Genomic DNA, 22,022 nt, shown 5'->3' with positions numbered 1-22,022 from the left:
CCGGTGGCGGACGTGCCGCGTCCTACTCGGCCTCGATGGAAGGGGTCTGCGGAACCACCATGACGGGCCGGTGAGCGCTGTGCAGCGTGGCCATGGCGACGCTGCCGAGCAGGATCTTCCGCACGGCGGAACGTCCGCGCGAGCCGACCACGAGCAGGCCGGCCTCGCGGTCCACCGCCACCGCAGCCAGCGCGTCGGCCACCGCCCGCCCGGGCGTGCCGAGCCCGGCCCGCACGCGCACCGTGGTCGTGGACGGCTCACCGGCCGCCGCCACCGCTGGCGCCTCCTCGGTGCCGCCGCCGTCGCTGTCGACAGCGACCAGAACGAGATCACGTTCAGGGAGGAGCCGCTGGGCGGTGGTGAGCGCGGCCTCGGCTCCGGCCGAGGAGTCCCAGCCGACCAGGACCGGCCCCCCGGCAAGCGCCGCATGCTCGTCGGTCAACAGCGGATGCGGTACCACCAGCACAGGACGCGGGCTGTAGTGCACGGCCATGTCCGACACGCTGCCGAGCACCGCCCTGGCGCCGCCCAACCCCCGAGAGCCGACCAGCAGCACATCGGCCTGCTTCTCGTCGGCCAGCTCGGCGAGCTGCAGCCCTTCCCCGCCGTAGCTGCGCCGGACCAGCGGCTCGGCATCCCAACCCGCGGCCCGGGCCAGCATCACTCCCATCGACACCAAGCGATCGGCCTCACGGCCGCCTTCCCTCTCCACCGCCTCCACGAACACGTTGATGTTGCGATTACCCGTCCACAGCCGCCGCCGCAACTCCTCACTGGCGAACGGAGGCGTCCACAAATGCGCGATCCACGCACGCGCACCGGGAAACAGCAGCGCGCCGGCTTCAATTGCGGCGCTCGCGGCCGGAGAACCGTCGTAACCCACCACCACTTGCCTGACGTCCACGCCGTTCACCGCACAACCCCCTTCAACACCATGACCCATGAACGTCGCGCCTTGGAAGAGAGCGCGCGCCGCATGTCGGTTGCCTGCGGCGGCCCGTCGACCGGCCCGTCGACTGGACAAGCTCGGCAGCCAGGCACAACCTGATCATACCCGCGGTGCAGGTCGCCGGCTGGTGACCGCACCCTCCGCCCGGCGGGCGAGGCATCACCGGGGTACCGGCGCGACGCCCAGGCGACCGGCTCGGGTCTGCCTACCCGATCGCCCGTTCATGGACGAGAATTCCCGGCTGCGTGGCACCGCCACCGGCGCCCGACGGCGAAATCGAGTGGGCCGTTTCCGGGGCGGATCAACCGGACGGCAGAACGACTGGCCCAGCACCATCGAATTCCGAAAGCAACCCGAGTAGCGTTTCATCGATTTGCTCGGTGTTTTCCCGGCGGTTCGGGAAGCGCTCGTTATCGCCGGTCGGGGCGATGCGCCCGGCGCTGTCCGTACCGTCGCGGTGACGGCGGCTTCGGCTGTCGCAGACCGGCCCCCTGTCCGTCTTCGGTCATCCCGGTCGCTCCGGCCGGCGTACCTGGCCCGGGCCGGTCGCCGTGTCCCGCGGCCCGAACTCGTCGTTCCAGGTCGATACCGTGCCCGCAGCAGGCGGCCGGAGCGGGACGAACGCCCCGGTGGGGCCGGTGCGGCGGCCTCTCGCGCCGAGGGTTCGAAGTGGACGCCGCGGCCACTTTCGTTCACATCGATAAAAGTCCCGGCTCTGCTGCCGAAAGATGTGGACACTTCGATGGTAAGTCCGTTAGGGTCATGCCACGAGATGTTTCGAAGAGGTAACCGGCGGCGCGGTTATCTCGCGGGACCTGGCAGGTGGGCGAGCCTCACGCCCCCGGCCACGGTTGCTCCGCCGGAGTGGTACCTCCGCGGAGAGACGTAGTCACATCCGACCCGGCGCGACGGCGCGCGCCACGTCCCTGGACCTGCCACCCCTGTCCGCCTGACCAGCGCGGCGAAGCCCAGCCCGGAGACCCACCCACCCCGCCTGCCGTACACCACCCGCCTGAGCCCCCGTCGGGTTCAGCCAGTTCGCCGCACATCCCGTCGGCTTCACCCCGGGCAAGCCTGCCCAGCTACCGATGCCGGGTGGCTATCCAGCCATCCGGTGACGGACCTGGGCAGGTGAGGCTGCCGCGCGCCCATCACCCCCACCACCACCCGGCATCCCCGGTGAAACCAGCCATCGGCCTGCCCGACAAGTCTGACAAGGACCTTGATGAAAGGTATGCGGGACATGCCATTCCGCTCGCTCTGGCGCGGCACATCGAGTCGCCGCCCCCGTCCTCCGACAGAACCCGCCGGCCGGTACCGGCGACCGCTCGCCGCACTCACCCTGGCCGTCACCCTGCTGCTCGTTTCCGCGCTGAACGCCATGCCGGTGGGCGCCCAGGAGAACGGCAACAGCCAACAGCAGGAGCAGATCCTGACCTGGACGGCGGGCAACGACGTCACCGCCTACCGGTCCGTGCCCGCCACCGCCGTGGCCGGGCCGGCGACGCTGGTCTTCGAGAACAGCGCCGCGACCGGCAACACCAGCGGCATGCAGCACACGCTCACGTTCGAGACCGGGGACCCGAGGTACAACCAGGACGTCGCCGTCAACATCCTGGCCGACCCGTTGGACGCCAACGGCGGCCGGTGGTCGGTGGACGTGGTGCTCACCCCGGGCACGTACCGCTACTTCTGCGCGATTCCCGGGCACGGCATGATGAACGGCCTGCTGGTCGTCACCGGCGGCGGGGGCGAGGACACCACCCCGCCGACGGTGAGCGCCTCGGTCGCCGGGCAGCAGGACAACACCGGCGCCTTCGTCGGCGCGGCCACCGTCACCCTCACCGCGGCCGACGCCCAGTCCGGTGTGAAGTCGGTCGAGTACTCCCTCGACGGTGCGTCGTACGCCACCTACTCGGGACCGTTGACCGTCAACGCGCCGGGTGAGCACAGGGTCGACTACCGGGCCACCGACGTCGCCGGGAACACCTCGGGGACGCGGTCGGTGGACTTCACCGTGGTGGCCCCTCCGGACCCGGACACCACGGCGCCGACCGTGACGGCGGCCCTCAGCGGCGAGCGGGACGGTGACGGCGCGTACGTCGGGGCGGCCACCGTCACGATCACCGCCACCGACACCGAGTCCGGCGTGGCCACCATCGAGTACTCGCTCGACAGCCAGCCGTTCACCGCCTACTCCGGAGCCTTCGCGGTCAACCGGCCGGGCCAGCACACCGTCAGCTACCGGGCCACCGACAACGCCGGCAACACCTCGACTGCGGGGTCGGTCACCTTCACGGTGGTCATGGGCGGCACCGACCCGGACTGCCCGGTGCTGGACACCCGTGCCACGGTCTGGCTCGGCACGGTGAACAGCGGGCTGCCCAACCGGGCGGTGGGGACCGGCTGCACGATCAACAACCTGATCCAGAGCGAGCGGATCTGGCTCAACCACGCCGAGTTCATGACCCACGTCCGGGCGACCACCCAGCACCTGATGCACCTCGGGGTGATCAACCGGGACGAGCGCCAGGTCCTGGTGGACGCGGCCTCCTCCTCGAACGTCGGCAAGTCCGACGAGCAGACCGGATACCGGTCGCTGCTCAGCCGCTCGGGTGCCTCGTTCGACCAGTGGGAGCACGTCGGGGCGGGCGGCTTCAGCCGCAACTCCGACGGTTCGATCACCAGCAAGCCGGTCAACGGCCTGGGCATGCTCTGGTTCCCGATCCGCACCTACGGTGACTTCTCGTTGAAGCTGCAGTGGCGCGACGACGCGCCCGGCGACGGTCGGGCCAACAGCGGCGTCTTCGTCCGGTTCCCCGGGGTGCACCAGCACCCGCAGGAGTCCCGGCCGGAGTGGGTGGCGATCAAGTACGGCCACGAGATCCAGATTCTCGACCGCGCCGACGGTGACCAGTACAAGACCGGTTCGGTCTACGGCTTCGACCAGGTCGACCTGGACGCCGCCGGGGTCACCCCGAAGGGCACCTGGAACGACTACGAGATCCGGGTGGTCGGGCAGCACTACTCGATCTTCCGCAACGGCCTGCTGATCAACGAGTACGTCAACGACCCCGGCGCGGTCTTCACCCCGCCCAGGTCGGACGACCCCGGTGGGGCCGGCCGGCAGAACACGCACGGCTACATCGGCCTGCAGGTGCACGGCGCCGCCGACATCGTCAGCTTCCGCAACATCCGGGTCGCCCCGCTGACGCCGTGATCCCGACGGGCGTCCACCGCCCGTGACACCCGTCCCCACCACCTCGTCAGCCGTGGCCGGCAGGGCCGCCGGCCACGGCTGACCGACCCGATTGGAACAGCCGTGGAGCAGAACGACGTGATCGAGATCCGACCCGAACCCAAGAGACCGCCCCGAACAAGCGGCCTGCGGACCCTGCTGGCGCTGGCCGTGGCGACGATCACCCTGGGCAGCGCGGGTACGGCCCTCGCGGTCCAGTCCGGGTTCTTCGCCGATAAGCCGGAGGGGTGCGTGGCACCGGACCGCAGCCTCCAGATGTACGCGGTGGAGCTGCCCAAGGACCCGTCGACCAACCAGATCCGGCTCGGCTACGGGCTGACCCCGCAGACCGCGTCGTACCCGGGGCCGACGATGGAGATGATCGAGGGCGAGTGCCTGGAGATCACCCTGCACAACCAGGTGCCGGAGGCGACCCTGGCGCAGTTGCGGACCGACCCGAACCATCCGCTCGGCGTCTCGTTGCACGTGCACGGCGTCAAGTACACCCAGACCTCCGACGGTACGGTGCACAGCGGCTCGTACGTGGCCTCGGGCCAGTCCCGCAAGTACACCTGGTACGCCAAGCCGCGCAACAGCAAGACCGGGTCGCCGGGCACCGCCGGCTACTGGTGGTACCACGACCACGTGGTCGGCGGCGCCCACGGTACCCAGGGCCTCAGCTCTGGGCTCTTCGGTGGTCTCGTGGTACGCCGCCAGGGCGACCCCCGGCCGGACCGCACCTACGTGAGCGTCTTCGGCGACCGGCAGTCGATCAACCTGCGGCGCGGCGCGGAGGCCGACACCTGCGACGCGGTGAACCCGCAGCCCGGGCCGACCTGCCTGGTCGCGAAGGTCGGCGAGCGGGTGGAGTTCATCGTGGTCGGCATCGGCAACGACATGCACACCTTCCACCTGCACGGCCACGCCTGGGCGGACACCCGGACCGGCCTGGTGGCCGGGGACAACAAGGCGTTGATCGACTCGATCCCGGTCATCGACAACAAGACCCTGGGACCGGGTGACTCCTTCGGTTTCCAGATCGTGGCCGGTGACGCGGTGGGTCCGGGGCACTGGATGCTGCACTGCCACATGCAGTTCCACTCCGACCTGGGCATGGCGACCACGCTGCACATCCTCGACGAGTCGGGGCAGATGCCGCCACACACCGCGCACGGCCCGGCGCAGGTCAACGGCCCGGCCGCCGGCTCCGGCGCGACCTCGGCACCGCCGGCCGGCGGGTCCACCGCCGCCGGGGCACCCGCGCACGCCGGGCACCAGCCCGCCGGCTCCTGACCGTCCCGCCACCCCCACCCCCACAGAAGGAGCAGAAATGGCCCAAAAACGCCATTTCCGATCAGGTCCACTGGCCTTGTCCGCCCGACGCGCGCTCGCCGTGACCTCCGCCGCCGTGCTCACCGCCGGCCTGCTCACCGTGGCACCGGCCGCGACCGAGCCCGCCAACGCGGCAGCCCCGACCTGGGGCGGCCAGGCGGTCAACGTGCTGGTCTTCCACGGACCGGCGGCCAACCAGGAGGACCCGGTCAACCGGGCCACCAACATCATCCGCAAGCTCGGCAGCGACCACGGCTTCTACGTCCACTCGTCCGACGACCCGGGTGTCTTCACCGCGGACAACCTGGCCAAGTACCGCAGCGTCGTCTTCCTCTCCGCCAACGGGGTGACGCTCGACGACAACCAGGAGGCGGCGTTCCAGGCGTACGTCAAGGGCGGCGGCGGCTTCGTCGGCGTCCACGACGCCGCGTACGCCCAGCCGGGCTCGGAGTGGTTCACCGGCCTGATCGGCACCCGGCCGGCGCCCAGCCTGCCCGCCGCCGAGAAGGTGGTGGCGGCGACCGCCAACGGCAGCAACCCGCCGAACGAGACCGAGCGGCACGCCTTCGACGGTACGACCAGAACGAAGTGGCTGACCCGGACGCCTACCGGCTGGCTGGCCGGCAAGCTCGCCGAGCCGACCGTGGTCAACCGGTACGCCCTCTCCTCGGCCGACGACTCCGCGGGCCGGGACCCGAAGGACTGGACCCTGCAGGGCTCCGCCGACGGGCAGACCTGGACCGACCTGGACCGGCGTACCGGGCAGAGCTTCCCGCAGCGCTTCCAGACCAAGCAGTACACGGTCGACAACACCCAGGCGTACCTGCACTACCGGCTGAACATCACCGCCAACAACGGTGATCCGCTCACCCAACTGGCCGAACTCTGGCTGATCGGCGCCGACGCCGCCCCGGCCCCGGAGACGAAGGCGCAGGCGGCGAAGGTGGCCCTCACGGACCGCCAGCACCCGGCCAACAAGGGCATGCCGCTCACCTGGACCCGCTCCGACCAGTGGATCAACTGGGACCCGAGCCCGGTGGGCCGGGTGCACACCGTCGCGCAGGTGGACGAGACCAGCTACGACGCCGGACTCGCCGGCAACGGTCCGTTCCACCCGATCTCCTGGTGCCGCGACTACGACGGCGGCCGGTCCTTCTACACCGGCATGGGCCGCACCGAGGAGAGCTGGACGAAGGACACCCAGTTCCGCAACCACCTGCTCGGCGCGATCCAGTGGACCGCCGGCACGGTCCGCGCCGACTGTCAGGCGACCATCGCGGCCAACTACCGGGTCGAGCGGCTCACCACCACGAACCAGTCCGGGCAGCTCGACCAGATCGGCGAGCCGCACGGCCTGACCGTCGCCGGGGACGGCTCGGTCTTCTACGTCGGCAAGGCGGCCTGCCCGTCCGGCCCGATCGCCGACTGGAACAACCCGAAGGTCGGTCTGGGCTGCGGCACGATCCACCGCTGGGACCCGACGACCAAGCGGGTCAAACTGCTCACCACCCTTGAGGTGATGGGCAACCGGGGCAGCGGCAGCGAACTCGTGAAGAACGAGGAGGGCCTGCTCGGCCTCACCCTCGACCCGGACTTCGCCGACAACGGCTGGGTGTACGCGTACTGGATGCCGCACTCCTCGATCGACCGGGAGAAGCGGATCGGCAAGCGGACCGTCTCCCGGTTCACCTACGACAAGCAGGCCGACTCGATCGACCAGAACACCCGCAAGGACCTGCTGAGCTGGGACACCCAGATCCACAGCTGCTGCCACGCGGGCGGCGGGATGACCTTCGACAACGAGGGCAACCTCTACATCGGCAGCGGCGACAGCAACTCCTCCCAGGGCTCCGACGGCTACTCCGGCAACAACTGGACCCAGGAGTACGCCGGCACCTCCTTCCAGGACGCCCGCCGCACCTCGGGCAACACGAACGACCTCAACGGCAAGATCCTGCGGATCCGTCCGAAGGACGACGGCACCTACACCGTCCCGGAGGGGAACCTCTTCACCGGCCAGGAGGAGGGCGGCGGCAAGACCCGCCCGGAGATCTACGTGATGGGCGTACGGAACATCGCCCGGCTCAACTGGGACCCGGTCAACAACTGGCTGACCGCCGCCTGGGTCGGACCCGACGCCGCCGCGCCGAGCCCGGAACTGGGCCCGGCGAAGTACGAGACGGCCACCATCATCACCTCGGCCGGGAACCAGGGCTGGCCGTACTGCATGGGTGACAAGCAGCCCTACCGTGACCGGAGCAGCACCGACGCGAGCGTGCTGACCGGCTGGTACGACTGCGACAACCTGAAGAACACCTCGCCGCGCAACACGGGTCTGGTGAACATCCCGCCGGCCCGGGACAACATGATCTGGTACTCGCCGCAGGGCGGTGGCCCGGTCTACCCGACCCGGACCGACGGCAGCGGACTGCCCTCGTACGTGCTCGGGGAGGAGACCTTCACCCGGCCGTACCTGCGTGGTGGCGGGCAGGCCGTGATGGACGGCCCGACCTACCACCGGTCCAAGGTCGACACCGACAGCGGCGTGGCCTGGCCGGCGTACTGGAACAACAAGTGGTTCATCGGTGACCAGTCGAACTCCAACAACCGGATCGCGGTCACCGTCGACCCGGGCAAGGTGCCCGAGCAGGGCGCCCCGGCCTTCGCCGAGGACCTGCGGGCGATCATCCCGGGCGGCAGCGGGGGCACCCAGCTCCAGTCCTGGATGGACGCCAAGTTCGGCCCGGACGGCGCGCTCTACATGCTCGACTACGCCGGCGGCTTCTTCAGCCTGCACGGCAACCAGAAGCTGATCCGGATCACCTACCAGGGCGGGGAGCCCACCCCGGGTCCGAGCCGCGCCGCCGTGCAGGTGACCGGCACCGACAACTACCGGACGGTCTCCTTCTCCAGCGCCCGGGTCGGCGGCATCGCCTGGGAGTGGGACTTCGGTGACGGCACGAAGAGCTCCACCCAGCCGCACCCGACACACACCTACCGCACGCACGGCTCGTACCAGGCCACGGTGAAGGTCACCTACGCCGACGGTACGACCGCCACCAGCACCGTCGGCGTCAGCACCGGCTGCGTCGCGCCGGACAGCCGCAGCACGGTCTGGCTGCTCGACACCGACACCGGCCTGACCAACCGGAAGGCCAACGGCAACTGCACCGTCAACGACCTCGTCGACGACGAGCGGAGCTGGCCCAACCAGGGGTCGTTCCTCAGCCACCTGGACGAGGTGATCGACCACCTGATCAAGACCCGCGTGATCAACAACGAGGAGGCCACCGCGCTGCGGGCCGCCGGGGCCGCGTCCCCGATCGGACGTACCCCCGGCTACCAACCCATCTTCGACGGGACGGCGTACTCGCTCGCGGACTGGCGGCAGGCGCCCGGCGGGTCGTTCGCGCTGAACCCCGACGGCACCATCCGCAGCGTCGGGGGACTGGGCATGCTCTGGTACGCCGGCCAGGAGTTCGCCGACTACTCGATCAAACTGAAGTTCCGGGACTCCTCGCCCGGCACGGTACGGGCCAACAGCGGCGTCTTCGTCCGGTTCCCGGACCCCCGGACCCCGCTGGAGCAACGCCCGCCGGACAGTTGCGCCACCACGGGCTCGGCCCGCACCTCCCAGGCCTGGGTGGCGATCTACTGCGGCCACGAGATCCAGCTCTACGACGGGGAGACCGGCGAGACGCAGAAGACCGGTTCGGTGTACAACTTCCAGCCGTTGACGCTGGACCAGTCTGGGGCGACCCCGAAGGGCCAGTGGAACGACTACGAGATCCGGGTGGTCGGGCAGCGCTACACGATCATCCGGAACGGGGTCACGCTGAACGTGTTCGACAACGTGCCGGGCAAGAAGTCGTCCCGGGCCGGTGACCCCTCGACCGACCTGCGCCAGTTCACCAGCGGGTTCATCGGGTTGCAGAACCACGGCACCAACGACGTGATGGACGTGCGGGACATCCGGGTCCGACCGCTCTGACCGATCGAGCGCCGGGTACGGGAGTTCGCTCGCGTACCCGGCGCACCGGGGGGAACCGGGGCCGGCCCCCGCCTGGCGCGCGGCCGGCCGCGCGACCCGGTTGGCACCGGATCCGTGGCCCGCGGGCGCGGGCCGTTAATCGCTTGTCGGCCGCCTTGCGCGCGCCGATGATTGCGGCCGTCCGCTGCCTGTGATCGCTGCGTACGGGCCCGTGCCCGGCCGCGGGGACAGCCCTCAGGCGCTGGGTGAATGTGCCAGCGGTCCCTGCCATCACGACCGGATCGGGAAACCACCATGGATGTCACCAATCGTCGTGAGCTTGCCCGCAGGGCGCTCGACGGGTACGTGAGCGGCCCTGCCGCCCCGACCCTGGCGACGGCCCGCGGCCTGGCGAAGGTCGACAACGCTGAGGCGGTGGTGCTGGTCGAGGGCATCAGTGACCAGATCGCGCTGGAGACGGCCGCGGTGGGTCGCGGCCGGGATCTCGATGCGGAGCGGGTCGTGATCGTGCCGATCGGCGGGGCGCACGCGATCGGCCGTTTCCTGACGAGGCTGGTCCCGCTGGGCACCGGGGTGCGACTTGCCGGCCTGTGCGACCTGCACGAGGAGGAGATATTCCGGCGCGGACTGGTCGCGACCCAGGTCGGCGCGCCCCGCACGCGCACCGACATGGAGCACCTCGGGTTCTACGTCTGCGCCGACGATCTGGAGGACGAGCTGATCCGCGCCGTGGGCACCGCAGGGGTCGAAGCACTCTTCGACTCGCAGGGCGACCTCGGGTCGTTCCGCTCGTTCCAGAGCCAGCCCGCCTGGCGCGGCCGGGAGCCCGAAGCGCAGATGCGGCGGTTCCTGGGCAGCGGCTCGCGCCGCAAGCTGCGCTACGCGCGGCTGCTCGTCGCGGCGGCAGTCGGCCGGGATGCCCTGCCTCGGCCGCTCGACGCGCTGCTCGCCGCCGTTCGACCCACCGAAGGTCAGGCCCTCGACCAGCGGCACGACAGGCAGCCCGTCGCGCAGTCCACCCAGGCCGGGCCCGCCGCCCGGGAACGCACATGATCTGCCGCAGATTCTGCGGATCCGGCTGGTCGTCCTCGCCGCCCTCGGCGGCGGGCAGCGCAGCCGGGTCGTGACGTAGGTTCAGCGCCCCGCCGCACCGCCATGACCGGCGCCAGTTCCGGGTGTGGGCGTCACCGGGCTCGGTACCCCTCTTCCGCCCGGTGTCCTGCTCGTGGGACCCGCGGCCGATCTTGCCTTGGCGCCTCTTTCCGTCGGGAGTCGACCGGGCGTGGCGCGGGTGAACAACGACTCACTCGTCTTCCGCCTCCTTTGATCTTGGTGGTAGCTTTTGCCAAGTCTTTGCAAGAGCCAGGATGAGGCATCTGGGGGAGTGGCGATGGCGACCGCCCTGCTGAAGGGCCAGCAGGACCTGCTCGGCGTCGCGGCTCAGCGACGCCGGACCGGGCTCTGGCTGCTCGCGCTGACGGTCGGGCTGGTCCTGACCGGGGTGGTCGCGGTGGGGTCCGGCGCGATCGGGATCGCCCCGACGACCGTGGCCCGGATCATCGGTCATCAGCTCGTCGGGGTGCCCGGCGAGGTGACCTGGACCCTGCCGCAGGAGGCCATCGTCTGGCAGGTCCGGCTGCCCCGGGTGCTGCTCGGCATGCTCGTCGGTGCCGGACTGGCGGTGTGCGGGGTGGCGTTGCAGGCCATGGTGCGTAACGTGCTGGCCGACCCGTACCTGCTGGGCATCAACTCCGGGGCCTCCAGCGGCGCCGCCGCCGCGATCCTGTTCGGGGCCGGCGCCGGCTTCGGGCAGTACGCCCTGTCCGCCAGTGCCTTCCTCGGCGCGCTCGCGGCGTCGCTGCTGGTCTTCCTGATCGCGCGTAGCGGCGGCCGGGTGACCTCGATCCGGCTGCTCCTGGCCGGCGTCGCGGTCGGGTACGCCCTGTACGCCACCACCAGCTTCCTGATCTTCGCCTCCGGATCCGCCGAGGGCTCCCGCTCGGTGATGTTCTGGCTCCTCGGGTCCCTCGGACTGGCCCGCTGGAACGCCCTGCTCGTGGTGGCCGCGGTCGTGCTGGGCGGCGCGATCCTCTACCTGACCGTCGCCGGGCGGCGACTCGACGTGCTGGCGATCGGCGACGAGACCGCACAGACCCTGGGAGTGTCGCCCGACCGGTTTCGGATGCGGCTGCTCGTGGTGGTCTCGCTGAGCGTCGGCGTGCTGGTCTCCGCAGCCGGCAGCATCGGCTTCGTCGGGCTCGTCGTCCCCCACCTGGCCCGACGCATCGTCGGGGCCCCGCACGTGCGGGTGGTGCCGGTTGCCGCGCTGCTCGGGGCCATCCTCCTGGTCTGGGCCGACGTGCTCGCCCGGATCCTGCTGGCCCCGCAGGAAATCCCGATCGGCATCATCACCTCCCTGCTCGGCGCGCCGTTCCTGGTGATCCTGATCCGTCGTCTGCACGCCACCGGCGCCTGAGCGCCCGACCCGTCGAGGAGAAACATGAAGGCGATCCGCCTGGCCGTCGCCGCCGCCGCGTCCGCCACCGTGCTGCTCGTCGCCGCCTGCGGCGGCGCCGGTGACGCGCCGACGGCCGCGGACGAGGGTTACCCGTTCACCGTCACCAACTGCGGCGTGGACGTGACCTTCGACGCCGCGCCGCAGCGGGTCGTCCTGCTCAAGAGCGCGGCCGTGCCGTACCTGCACGCCCTGGGGCTGATGGATCGGGTCACCGCCCGGGCCGGGCAGTACCCGAAGGAGTACTACGACGCGGCGACCCGCACCGAACTGGATCGGATCCCGCTGCTGACCGACCGGACCGACACCAGCGGCCACCTGCAGATCTCCAAGGAGGTGGTGATCAGCCAACAGCCGGACCTGGTGCTCGGCGAGGTGGACAACCTGTCCCGCGACACCCTCTCGGCAGTGAACATCCCCCTGCTGGAGGAGCCCGCGATGTGCCCGGCCAGCGCGGCCGTGCCGAACTTCGACGACATCTACTCCCAACTGCGGACCTACGGCAGGGTGTTCGGCCGCGAAGCCGAGGCCGCCACCGCGGTCACCGCTCTGCGGGAGCGGATGACCAAGATCCAGGCCCAGGAGGATCCGGCGTCCGGGCGCACGGCGGCGGTGCTGTATCCGACGGTCGGTGGCGGCGTCACCTACGCCTACGGGGCGGCCAGCATGGCGCACCCCCAGTTGGAGGCTGCCGGCTTCCGCAACGTCTTCGGCGACGTCAAGGAACGGGTCTTCGAGGTCACCGTGGAGGAACTGCTCGGCCGCAACCCCGACGTGCTGATCCTGCTCCACGGCGACGGCGACCCCAAGGCCGTCGAGCAGGGGCTGACCGGCCTCCCCGGGGCGGAGAACCTCGACGCCGTCCGCAACGGCGACGTCATGACCCAGCTGTTCAACTTCACCGAGCCGCCGACCCCGCTGTCGATCGACGGCCTTGAGCGGATCGTGCGACGCTTCAAGGCCGGCGCGTGATCCAGGCGACCGGGGTCACCTGGCGCTACGGGGCGAACCTCGTGATCGACGGGGTCGACGTCACCGCACGGCCGGGCCGGGTCCTCGGGTTGATCGGCCCGAACGGCAGCGGCAAGACCACCCTGCTGCGGCTGCTCTACGGCGCCCTGCGCGGCGGCACCGGACAGGTCGTCGTGGACGGCGACGAACTGTCCGCCCTGCCGGCGCGGGATGCCGCGCGGCGGCTGGCCGTGGTGGTGCAGGAGAGCGGCGGGGAGACCGCCCTGTCCGTGGCGGAGCTGGTGCTGCTGGGCCGGGGACCGCACCTGTCGACCTTCCAGCGCGCGGGGCGGGCCGACCACGAGATCGCAGCCCGGTGCCTGACCCGGGTCGGCGCCGCCCACCTGGGCGCGCGGCCCTTCGCCCAGCTCTCCGGCGGGGAACGCCAGCGGGTACTGATCGCCCGCGCCCTTGCCCAGCAGGCCACCCACCTGTTGCTCGACGAGCCCACCAACCACCTGGACATCCGATACCAGCACGAGATCCTCCAGCTCGTACGCGACCTGGGCACCTGCTCCATCGTCGTGCTGCACGACCTCAACCTCGCCGCCCGCTACTGCGACGACCTGGTGCTGCTGGGGCGGGGCGGGGTCGTCGCCGCCGGCCCCACCGGCGAGGTGCTGGACCCGACGGTCCTCATGCCCGTCTACGGCATCGGGATCCGACGCCTGGATCTCGACGGCGCCATCCACCTGCTGTTCCAACCGATCGACCAGACCACCGACGAGAGGACCGCCGCATGACGGTGCAGCACCGCATCAACGCGTACTGGACCGGCCGCGCGCCGAGCTACGACGAGTACGTCCAGCGTCCCGACCGTTTCGCCGCCGACCAGCAGGCCTGGTCCGCGGTCTGGGCGCAGGCGCTGCCGGCGGGCCCGCTGGACGTGCTCGACGTCGGCACCGGCACCGGGCAGGCCGCGGTGCTCCTGGCCGGCCTCGGCCACCGCGTCACCGGCATCGACCTCGCCGAGGGGATGCTGGAGCGGGCCCGGCAACACGCTGCGGCCATGGCGAACGGTCCGGTCATCCAGCACGGCGACGCCGTTCACCCCGACTTTCCGGCCGGCAGCTTCGACGCGGTCACCAGCCGGTACCTGATGTGGACCCTGCGCGAACCCGAGGTCGCCGTGGCGAACTGGGTCCGCCTGCTGCGTCCGGGCGGCACGGTCGCCGTCGTGGACAGCACCTGGTTCCCCAACGGCCTCGACAACGCCGCCGAGAACTTCGCCGACCACTACGACCACCAGGTGCAGGCCGTGCTGCCCCTGGCCACCGCCCAGTCCATCGACCAGACCGTGGCGGTCCTGGAAGGTGCGGGTCTGGCGCAGGTCACGGTCACCCCCCTGGCGTCGATCTTCGAGCTGGACCGGCGCTTCGGGGTGGCCCCGAACCACGAGCACCAGATGCAGTTCCTCGTCACCGGCCAGCGGTAGGGCCGCGCCACAGGTCCGCTCGCCTCGCTGTCGGTCGTCCGCTGCGCTCGGGTAGCCATCCCGGCGCCACCGCGTCAGCCTTCGCGCCGCCGGGCTGAAGCTGTTGGGCTCAGAACCCGGTCAGTTGACCGGAACCGCCGAGCTGCCGCTCCCGTGGGCGGGGTTGTGGGCGGGGGCGTTGATCTCGACCGGCGGCGGGAAGCGCGTCACGAAGTCGCAGAGCGTGATGTGGGTCGGGACGATCGTGACCACCACCATGTCCGTCGTGTGCGCACGCTTCTGGCTCTCCCACCCCGGCGCCAGGCTCTTGTCCGCGAACATCCGCCAGGACGCCTGGACGTGCTCGTCCGGGACCCCCGGCCGAAGCTCGATCGACGCCGTGCCGCGTACCAGCATGACAACCGGCGTGTAGTCGGCGACCGGATCCGCACCCAGCTTCGCCGCCACCTTCCTGCGCACCTCGGCCGAGTACGTGTCGACGCTGAAGGACACCTGCGGGTGCGCCGCGATCGCCCTGACCTTGTAGGCGGTCGTCGGACTGGCGAAGACGAACGCCTTGCCGTTCCACAGGTAGGCGACGGGTACGGTGCGCGGGTGGCCGTCCAGTCCCACATACCCGAGCCGCATCGCGACCGGCGACTCCAACAGCGTCTGTGCCACCGGGTCGGTGTTCACCAGATGCACGATCTCCGCGTAGTCCACAGCTGCCCCTTCCCAGAAGCGGATGCTGGCACCCGCTCCGTCATGGTGCTCACCCGCGACGACGGCCGCGATCTCCCGCGTCACCGGGTGTAGCCCGATCACTACCTGGCAAGTATCGGCACCGTGCGGGTTCCACGTCTATATTGCTGATTGCCATTGCGGTATTGCCCTCGGTCATTCCGCAAGGACGGACGTCGTGTCGGTCGGTGGACAGGAAAGTGCCCGCCGAACTGGATGGTGGGCACTCCCGGGCGATCTCCCGGGCCGACGGGCTGGGGTGCCGGTGCGGGCTGACCACGACGACAGGAGTGCGGTGGACCAGAAACCACGCCGGACCCGGGAACTCGGCATCGCCGTCGGTACGCTGCCGACCGGCCCGCTCAACGCCATCACCGACGTGGCCGACGTCCTGGTCGGTCACACCACCATCGATGACGGTGCCGACCTGCATACCGGCGTCACCGCCGTCGTACCTCGTCAGCTCGGCGTCGGGTGCCGGGCGCTTCCGGCCGCCGTGTACGTCGGCAACGGGTACGGCAAGCTCGTCGGCTCGACGCAGGTGGCCGAACTCGGCGTCCTGGAGTCACCGATCGTGCTGACCGCGACCCTGTCGGTCTTCCGCGCCGCGGACGCCCTGCTCACCTATCTGATGGACCGGGATCCGGCCGGGGTGTCGTTCAACCCGCTGGTGGGGGAGACCAACGATGCCCACCTGTCCGACATCCGCCGTCGCCCGGTGACCGAGGAGCACGTGCTCGACGCCGTCCGGCACGCCTCGGCCGGTCTGCCGGCGGAGGGATGCGTCGGTGCGGGCACCGGCACGGCGGCGCTGGGTTTCAAGGCCGGCATCGGCACCTCGTCGCGGCGGGTCGGCGTCGAGGGCTCCTCCTGTACCGTCGGGGCTCTCGTCCAGTCGAACTTCAGTGGCGTCCTCACCGTGCTGGGAGTCTCGATGCCCGCCGCCGAGCTGCTGCCGCGGTGCGACCGGGAGGAGCCGCCCGGCAACTCATGCATGATCATCGTGGCTACCGACGCGCCGGTGGACGCCCGCCAGCTCGGCCGGCTCGCCCGCCGGGCCGTGTTCGCCATGTCCCCGGGTGGGCGCGGCGTACAGCAACGGCAGCGGCGACTACGCGATCGCCTTCACCACGACACCGCGACCGCAGCAGCCGCTACCCGACGGGATGCTCGATCCGATCTTCGCCGCCGTCATGGACTCGGTCGAGGAAGCCCTGCTCAACTCGATGTTCACGGCCGTGACCACCACCGGTGTCCGGGGCAGGGTGCGGCATGCCGTCCCGCACCAGCAGGTGCTCCGGCGGCTCGTCACCGCCGGTCGGCTGCCCACCGGCGCGGGACCGGGCCTGCGACCTGGTGCGTGCTGGGGCGGGTGACACCAGAGGCCGGTCCCTCGTGCCACCGCTCCGGGGTCGCCGGGGCAACGAGCACGGTCCGACTATCCTCGCCGCCGTGAACGCAGTGGAGATCGAAGCACCCGTCGTCGGTGTCACCGTCTATCCGGACCGTGCCCGGGTCACCCGTCGGGGCAGTACCCGGTTGGCCGCCGGTGAGCACCGGGTACGTATCGCACCGTTGCCGCTGGGCCTGCGGCGGGACTCGCTGCGGGTCGGCGGCGGGGGCGCGGCCACCGTGCTCGGTGTGGAGGTGACGACGTGGCGGCAGGCCCGCAGCACCGACGGACAGGTCCGCGAACTGGAGCGGCGGAGCCGGGAGCTGGCCGACGAGCTGGCCGGGGTCGACGACACGTACGAGATCGAGGCACAGCGGGGGCAGTTCCTCGCCCGGCTGGCCGAGCGGGCCGGCGGCACGTACGCCCGAGCGCTGGCCTCCGGTGACGCCGGCCCGGCCGACGTGGCCACCTTCGCCGACTCGGTGGCCGGCCAGCTTGCCGACTCCCACGGCCGCCGGCGCGGGTTGGCCCGGCAGCGCACCGATCTGACCGAGGAACTGGCGGCTGTCGAGCGGGAGCTGGGCGCCGCGAACGGCAAGCGGGAACCGGACCGGCTGGCCGCCGAGGTGACCGTGTCGGTGGACGTCGACGACGCCGAACTGGACCTGGAGCTGACCTACCTGGTCGACGGGGCCCGCTGGCAGCCCTCCTACGACCTGCGGCTGGTCGACGACACCATGACCGTCACCTGGTTCGGCCTGGTCAGCCAGGACACCGGCGAGGACTGGCCGGAGTGCGTGCTCCAGCTCTCGACCGCCCGACCGGCGGCCGCGGCGGGCGTACCCGAACTGTCGCCCTGGTATCTCGACCGGATCCGGCCGGCACCGCGGCCGGCCATGCCGGCGGCGAGTTTCGGCGCGGTGCCGGCACCCCCGGCGCCCGGGGCGGCACCGGCCGGCGCGGGCGACGCGGTGGCCCGGTCCGCCCCGCCGCGCCCCAGAATGCGGGAGAGCGTGGCCGTCGTCGAGCAGGGGGTCACCGCGGCCACCTACCGGCCGGCCCGCCCGGTCGCGGTCCCGGCGGACGGCAGCGCGTACCGGGCCACCATCGCCGTGCTGGACCTGCCGGCCCGGCTGGACCATGTGACCGTGCCGGTCCGCGCGGCCGAGGCGCACCTGCGCGCGACGGTCCGCAACACCTCGGCACACACCCTGCTCCCCGGCCCGGCGGCGGTCTTCCACGGTGCCGACTTCGTCGCGGCCACCCGGCTGCCGACGTGGGCCCCCGGTGAGGAGACCGAACTGGCGCTCGGGGTGGACGACCGGGTACGGGTGGAACGGAAACTCAGCCGGCGCGCCGACACCCGGGCCGCGCTCGGCTCGACCCGGCGGCGGGACGTGGAGTACCGGATCAGCGTGGCCAACCACACGCCCCGGCCGGCGACCGTGGAGGTACGCGACCAGCTTCCGGTGTCCCGCGACGAGGCGGTGGTGGTACGGGAACCCAGCCTCGCCCCGCCGCCGGCCGAGCGGACCGAGCTGGGCGAGCTGACCTGGCGGCTGCGGCTCGGGCCGGGGGAGAGCGACGAGATCACCATGGGCTTCCGGGTCGAACTCGCCAAGGGAGTCGATCTGGCCGGCTGGCGGGAGTGACCGGCCCGTGCGGGCCGGCGAGCGTCGTCCGCGAGTGACGCACATCAAATTCGTGCTGCGGGTTTGTCGGGGCCAGGACGGGCTAAACAGGCCCGGCCCGAGGATGACAGCGCAGGGAGAGTGGGTGCCCGTGGGGGTGGACCCGGGTTGTGAGTTGTGCGCCGGGGACCTGCCCGACGGCTGGATGCTGACCTACCTCGACGGCGACCCAGCGGGTGAGGCGACGCGGGAGACGATGCTGACCTTGGGCAACGGGTACCTGACGACCCGGGGGGCGCCGCCGGAGGCAACGTCCGACGGCGTCCACTACCCGGGCACCTACCTGGCCGGCTTCCATAATCGGCTGTCCGACCCAGGCCGGGCAGACGGCGAGGACAGCATCGTCAACCTGCCGAACTGGCTGCCCCTGACGTACCGCCCGGCCGGCGGCGACTGGTTCGCCCCTGGCCAGGGGCGGCGGGTGCACGAGCACCGTGTGCTGGATCTACGCAACGGGATCTACCTGCGGGAACTGCTGGCGGTCGACCGCCAGCAACGGCGGACCAGGATTCGGCAGCGGCGCCTCGTGTCAATGGCGAACCCGCATCTGGCGATGTTGGAGACGATCCTCATCCCCGAGAACTGGTCGGGCCGGTTGGAGATCAGGTCAGCCGTCGACGGCGGGGTGGTCAACTCGAACGCGGCAGCGGAGGCCGGAACCTGCGGTCGACATCTCACCGAGGTCGCCAGCGGGAAGGACGATCCGGAGACGGTGTGGCTGACCGCGGTGACGACCAGCTCACGGCAGCGCGTCGCGGTCGTCGCCCGTACCCGGGTCGGCGTTGCCGGTGCCCCCGCGGCACACACCTCCCGGGTCACGGCTCCCGGGCCGGACGCCGTCGGTCACGTCTTCGGCATCGACGTGGCGCCGGAAGGACGGGTGTCGGTGGAGAAGACGGTGGCTGTCTTCTCCAGCCGGGATCGGGCGGTCGACGCGCCGCTGACCGCCGCGCGGGAGGAACTGCGGTACGCGGGTACGTGTGACGTGTTGCTGGCCGAGCACGCCGGAGCCTGGCACCGGTTGTGGGAGCGGTTCCGGCTCGATGTCGGCGAGTCGCACCGGTGGCAGGCCCCGATCCGGGTGCACACCTTCCACCTGCTGCAGACCCTGTCGCCGCACACGATCGCCCTGGACGCGGGCGTGCCCGCGCGAGGGCTGCACGGCGAGGGCTACCACGGGCACATCTTCTGGGACGAGCTGTTCGTCTATCCGTACCTGAACCTGCGGCTGCCGGAGCTGACCCGGGCACTGCTGGAGTACCGGCACCGGAGGTTGACGGCGGCGCGGCGTGCGGCGGAGTCCGCCGGGATGGTGGGTGCCCTGTTTCCCTGGCAGAGCGGCAGCAGCGGTCGGGACGAGAGTCCCAGCCGGTCACCCTCCCCGGTCAGCGGCAGGTGGCTGGACGACTACACGGGCCGGCAGCAGCACGTCAACCTGGCGGTGGCCTACTGCGTGTGGCGGTACTGGGAGACGACTGCCGACCTGTCGTTCCTCGCGGGGTGCGGCGTCAAGTTGCTGATCGAGACGGCGCGGTTCTGGGCCGGTCTGGCCACCTATGACCCGTCCGACGACCGCTACGACATCAGGGGCGTGCTGGGACCCGACGAGTACCACGACGGTTACCCGGGTCGCCCCGGCCTGGGGTTGGACAACTGTGCGTACATCAACGTGATGGTCGCGTGGGCGCTGGCGCGCGCCGAGGAGGCGTACGCGATCACCCGCGGGCAACCGGGTGCGGTGCCGTGGCGGGAGGTCGCCGTCGATGACGACGAACGTCGTCGGTGGGCGCACATCAGCCACCGGTTGCGGCTGGTCTTCCTCGACCACGGGATCCTCGCCCAGTTCGAACGGTACGGCGACCTGGCGGAGCTGGACTGGGACCGGTACCGGCGGCGGTACGGCGACCTGCGGCTGCTGGGGTCACTGCTCCAGGCCGAGGGCGACGACCCGAACCGCTACAAGATCTCCAAGCAGGCCGACGTGCTGATGCTGCTGTACCTCTTCAGTGCCGACGAGCTCACCGGGCTGGTACGCCGCCTCGGCTACGACTTCGACCCGGCCCGGATCCCCGCCACCGTCGAGCACTACCTGTCCCGCACAACTCACGGATCCACCCTGAGCCGGATCGCGCACGCCTGGGTGCTCGCCCGCACCGACCGCCGCCGGTCCGTCGAGATGCTGCAGACCGCGCTCGGCACCGACCTCGCCGACCCGGCGCACAGCTCGACGCGGGAGGGCATCCACCTCGGCGCCACCGCCGGCACGCTGGACATCCTGCAACGCTGCTACACCGGCCTGGAGGTCCGCGACAACGTGCTCCGGCTCGATCCGCTGCTGCCTGAGGAACTCGACCACCTCGGTTGCGTCATCCGGTACCGCAATCTGCTGATCACTCTGCGCGTCGAGCGCGACCGGGTGCAGATCTCCGCCGCCGCCGGGGCGGACCAGCCCGTACCGCTGACCGTTCGAGAACGGACTGTCATGCTTGCCCCCGGCGACACCATCACCGTCGCGCTGCACCGCGGCATCGGGCGATGATCACCTTTTCCCCTGGAACCGATCGGTTTTCCCTGGCCGGCCGCCACCGCGCCGGAGCGGGCGCTCACCGTCGGACCGGCGCTGTCCCGGGCCGAGCTGGGTCAGGGGGCTCCTGGGCCGTTCGGCCCGCGCCGTCAGGCGGCCACGTTCACCGCGTGCCGGACGAGCCGGTCATCGGTGAGGGCTGACAGCATGGCGGCGGCCAGGTCGCCCCGGCGCAGCGTCCAGGCCCGGGGCAGCGGCGCCTCGACGGCGGCGCGGCAGGTGCCAGTGGTCGGGCCGTCGCGCAGGTACGGCGGACGGAAGACCGTCCAGTCGCGGTCGCTGGCGGCCAGGATCAGCTCCATCCGCCGCATGTCCTGGTAGGCGCCCCCGAAGAACCGGTGCAGGACGGGATCGACCAACCGGCGGTGCAGCGTGTCCTGCTGGGTGGCGGGGGCGATCGGCAGTGCGGTGACGGCCACCACCCGCCGGATGTCGAGGTCCCGCATCGTCGCCAGGATCGCGCTGGCGCCCGCCGAGTACACCCGGGTGGGTCGGCTGGCCCTCGCGGAGCCCAGCGCGGAGAGCACGGCGTCGGCGTCGTCCAGCACGGACCGCAGCGATCCAGGGTCGAGGACGTCCGCGACGGCGACCCGCAGGTCCGGATGGGGCGGACCGGGCCAGCCCCGGCGCGCGACCGCGGTCACCTGGTGACCGGCGGCCAGGGCCTGCTCCACGAGGAGCGCGCCGGTCCCTCCGGTCGCGCCGAACACGGTCAGTCGCATGGGGATCCTCCTGGCGGCAGTGTCCCGATGCGGCGGCGTCGCATCCGGGCCGGTCAGGTCGTGGTGGGCTTGCGAGCGGGCCCCTTTCCCAGAGAAGGCCGGTCGCCGTAGGAGGTGTGTTATGTGACCGACGTCACCGTCCTTGGGGTTTGGTGGGCCCGGCAGGCGTCTCTGTCCAATTTATGCACCTAAATACCCCTCGATCTATGCCACGTATCGCGCTTTCGGTTGAATCCGGACATTCCGAAGAGTGTTCAGGTGATTACCGGTTCGGTTGACGAACGGGTCGATCGGTTTTCTTATGGGAGTTGCCGAGTGTTGTCGGCCCGTCCCGGACGGCTCCGTCGGCCGGGCGACCGAGGTACGCGGCTCGGGGGAGATGGCTGCCAGGCGGCCAGTGACAAGCGTTCCGCGCCGACTGTCGGCCGCGGTCGAGGAGCG

14 protein-coding genes and 1 pseudogene are annotated in these 22,022 nt (G+C 71.2%); 12 read left to right on the top strand and 3 right to left on the bottom strand.

The genetic code is table 11. The features are described from left to right. Window positions 1-22 precede the first annotated feature (22 nt). The gene (locus OOK41_RS20575; protein ID WP_207892662.1) at window positions 23-913 is read right to left on the bottom strand and encodes a universal stress protein; all 891 of its coding nucleotides are present in this window, start codon (window positions 911-913) and stop codon (window positions 23-25) included. Window positions 914-2,192: 1,279 nt separating this feature from the next. Here OOK41_RS20575 and OOK41_RS20570 point away from each other — a divergent pair. From OOK41_RS20570 to OOK41_RS20535, 8 genes are all read left to right on the top strand, one after another. After that, a complete protein-coding gene (locus OOK41_RS20570) occupies window positions 2,193-4,169 on the top strand; it encodes a family 16 glycoside hydrolase (protein ID WP_117667752.1) in 1,977 nt (658 codons plus the stop codon). Between the two features lie 102 nt (window positions 4,170-4,271). Then, a complete protein-coding gene (locus OOK41_RS20565; protein ID WP_117667376.1) occupies window positions 4,272-5,480 on the top strand; it encodes a multicopper oxidase domain-containing protein in 1,209 nt (402 codons plus the stop codon). A gap of 76 nt (window positions 5,481-5,556) precedes the next feature. Further along, entirely contained in the window at window positions 5,557-9,510 is a 3,954-nt protein-coding gene (locus tag OOK41_RS20560) for a ThuA domain-containing protein (RefSeq protein ID WP_266266364.1), read from the top strand. 294 nt (window positions 9,511-9,804) lie between these two features. Further along, window positions 9,805-10,563, top strand: coding sequence for a TOPRIM nucleotidyl transferase/hydrolase domain-containing protein (locus OOK41_RS20555; protein WP_266266363.1), 759 nt, complete (start codon window positions 9,805-9,807; stop codon window positions 10,561-10,563). Between the two features lie 337 nt (window positions 10,564-10,900). Further along, window positions 10,901-11,986 (top strand): iron ABC transporter permease, encoded by a 1,086-nt coding sequence (locus OOK41_RS20550; RefSeq protein WP_266266361.1) that lies wholly within the window; start codon window positions 10,901-10,903, stop codon window positions 11,984-11,986. Between the two features lie 24 nt (window positions 11,987-12,010). Continuing rightward, window positions 12,011-12,997, top strand: coding sequence for an ABC transporter substrate-binding protein (locus OOK41_RS20545; protein WP_266266360.1), 987 nt, complete (start codon window positions 12,011-12,013; stop codon window positions 12,995-12,997). Continuing rightward, on the top strand, window positions 12,994-13,779 hold the full coding sequence (locus tag OOK41_RS20540; RefSeq protein WP_266266359.1) for an ABC transporter ATP-binding protein: 786 nt from the start codon (window positions 12,994-12,996) through the stop codon (window positions 13,777-13,779). Before OOK41_RS20545 ends, OOK41_RS20540 begins: the two co-directional genes overlap by 4 nt. Beyond that, window positions 13,776-14,471, top strand: a complete 696-nt coding sequence (locus OOK41_RS20535) for a class I SAM-dependent methyltransferase (RefSeq protein ID WP_266266358.1) — start codon at window positions 13,776-13,778, stop codon at window positions 14,469-14,471. Before OOK41_RS20540 ends, OOK41_RS20535 begins: the two co-directional genes overlap by 4 nt. Before the next feature lie 120 nt (window positions 14,472-14,591). On the opposite strand, the gene OOK41_RS20530 is transcribed toward OOK41_RS20535, so the two are convergent. Beyond that, window positions 14,592-15,173 carry a pyridoxamine 5'-phosphate oxidase family protein gene (locus tag OOK41_RS20530; protein ID WP_117667746.1) on the bottom strand — a complete coding sequence of 194 codons (582 nt, stop codon included), beginning with the start codon at window positions 15,171-15,173 and terminating at the stop codon, window positions 14,592-14,594. Between the two features lie 22 nt (window positions 15,174-15,195). On the opposite strand from OOK41_RS20530, the pseudogene OOK41_RS20525 reads away from it, so the two are divergent. The 4 genes and pseudogenes from OOK41_RS20525 to OOK41_RS20510 form a co-directional block, all read left to right on the top strand. Beyond that, window positions 15,196-16,218, top strand: a pseudogene (locus OOK41_RS20525) (P1 family peptidase); the annotation flags it as partial. 52 nt (window positions 16,219-16,270) lie between these two features. Further along, window positions 16,271-16,567 carry a P1 family peptidase gene (locus OOK41_RS20520; protein WP_266266357.1) on the top strand — a complete coding sequence of 99 codons (297 nt, stop codon included), beginning with the start codon at window positions 16,271-16,273 and terminating at the stop codon, window positions 16,565-16,567. Window positions 16,568-16,643: 76 nt separating this feature from the next. Then, window positions 16,644-18,236, top strand: a complete 1,593-nt coding sequence (locus OOK41_RS20515) for a mucoidy inhibitor MuiA family protein (protein ID WP_266266356.1) — start codon at window positions 16,644-16,646, stop codon at window positions 18,234-18,236. A gap of 124 nt (window positions 18,237-18,360) precedes the next feature. Beyond that, the gene (locus tag OOK41_RS20510; RefSeq protein ID WP_266266355.1) at window positions 18,361-20,814 is read left to right on the top strand and encodes a glycoside hydrolase family 65 protein; all 2,454 of its coding nucleotides are present in this window, start codon (window positions 18,361-18,363) and stop codon (window positions 20,812-20,814) included. 134 nt (window positions 20,815-20,948) lie between these two features. Here OOK41_RS20510 and OOK41_RS20505 read toward each other — a convergent pair whose 3' ends face one another. After that, window positions 20,949-21,581 (bottom strand): NAD(P)-dependent oxidoreductase, encoded by a 633-nt coding sequence (locus OOK41_RS20505; RefSeq protein WP_266266354.1) that lies wholly within the window; start codon window positions 21,579-21,581, stop codon window positions 20,949-20,951. Window positions 21,582-22,022 lie beyond the last annotated feature (441 nt).

This window comes from Micromonospora sp. NBC_01655, assembly GCF_026339755.1.
Taxonomy (GTDB): Bacteria; Actinomycetota; Actinomycetes; order Mycobacteriales; family Micromonosporaceae; genus Micromonospora.
This window is presented reverse-complemented; position numbering and strand designations above follow the sequence as displayed.

Bases quoted from the DNA above. Each gene is read 5' to 3' on its own strand.
- OOK41_RS20535 (WP_266266358.1), top strand. From the start codon at position 13,776: ATGACGGTGCAGCACCGCATCAACGCGTACTGGACCGGCCGCGCGCCG.
- OOK41_RS20555 (WP_266266363.1), top strand. From the start codon at position 9,805: ATGGATGTCACCAATCGTCGTGAGCTTGCCCGCAGGGCGCTCGACGGG.
- OOK41_RS20505 (WP_266266354.1), bottom strand. From the start codon at position 21,581: ATGCGACTGACCGTGTTCGGCGCGACCGGAGGGACCGGCGCGCTCCTC.
- OOK41_RS20545 (WP_266266360.1), top strand. From the start codon at position 12,011: ATGAAGGCGATCCGCCTGGCCGTCGCCGCCGCCGCGTCCGCCACCGTG.
- OOK41_RS20570 (WP_117667752.1), top strand. From the start codon at position 2,193: ATGCCATTCCGCTCGCTCTGGCGCGGCACATCGAGTCGCCGCCCCCGT.
- OOK41_RS20550 (WP_266266361.1), top strand. From the start codon at position 10,901: ATGGCGACCGCCCTGCTGAAGGGCCAGCAGGACCTGCTCGGCGTCGCG.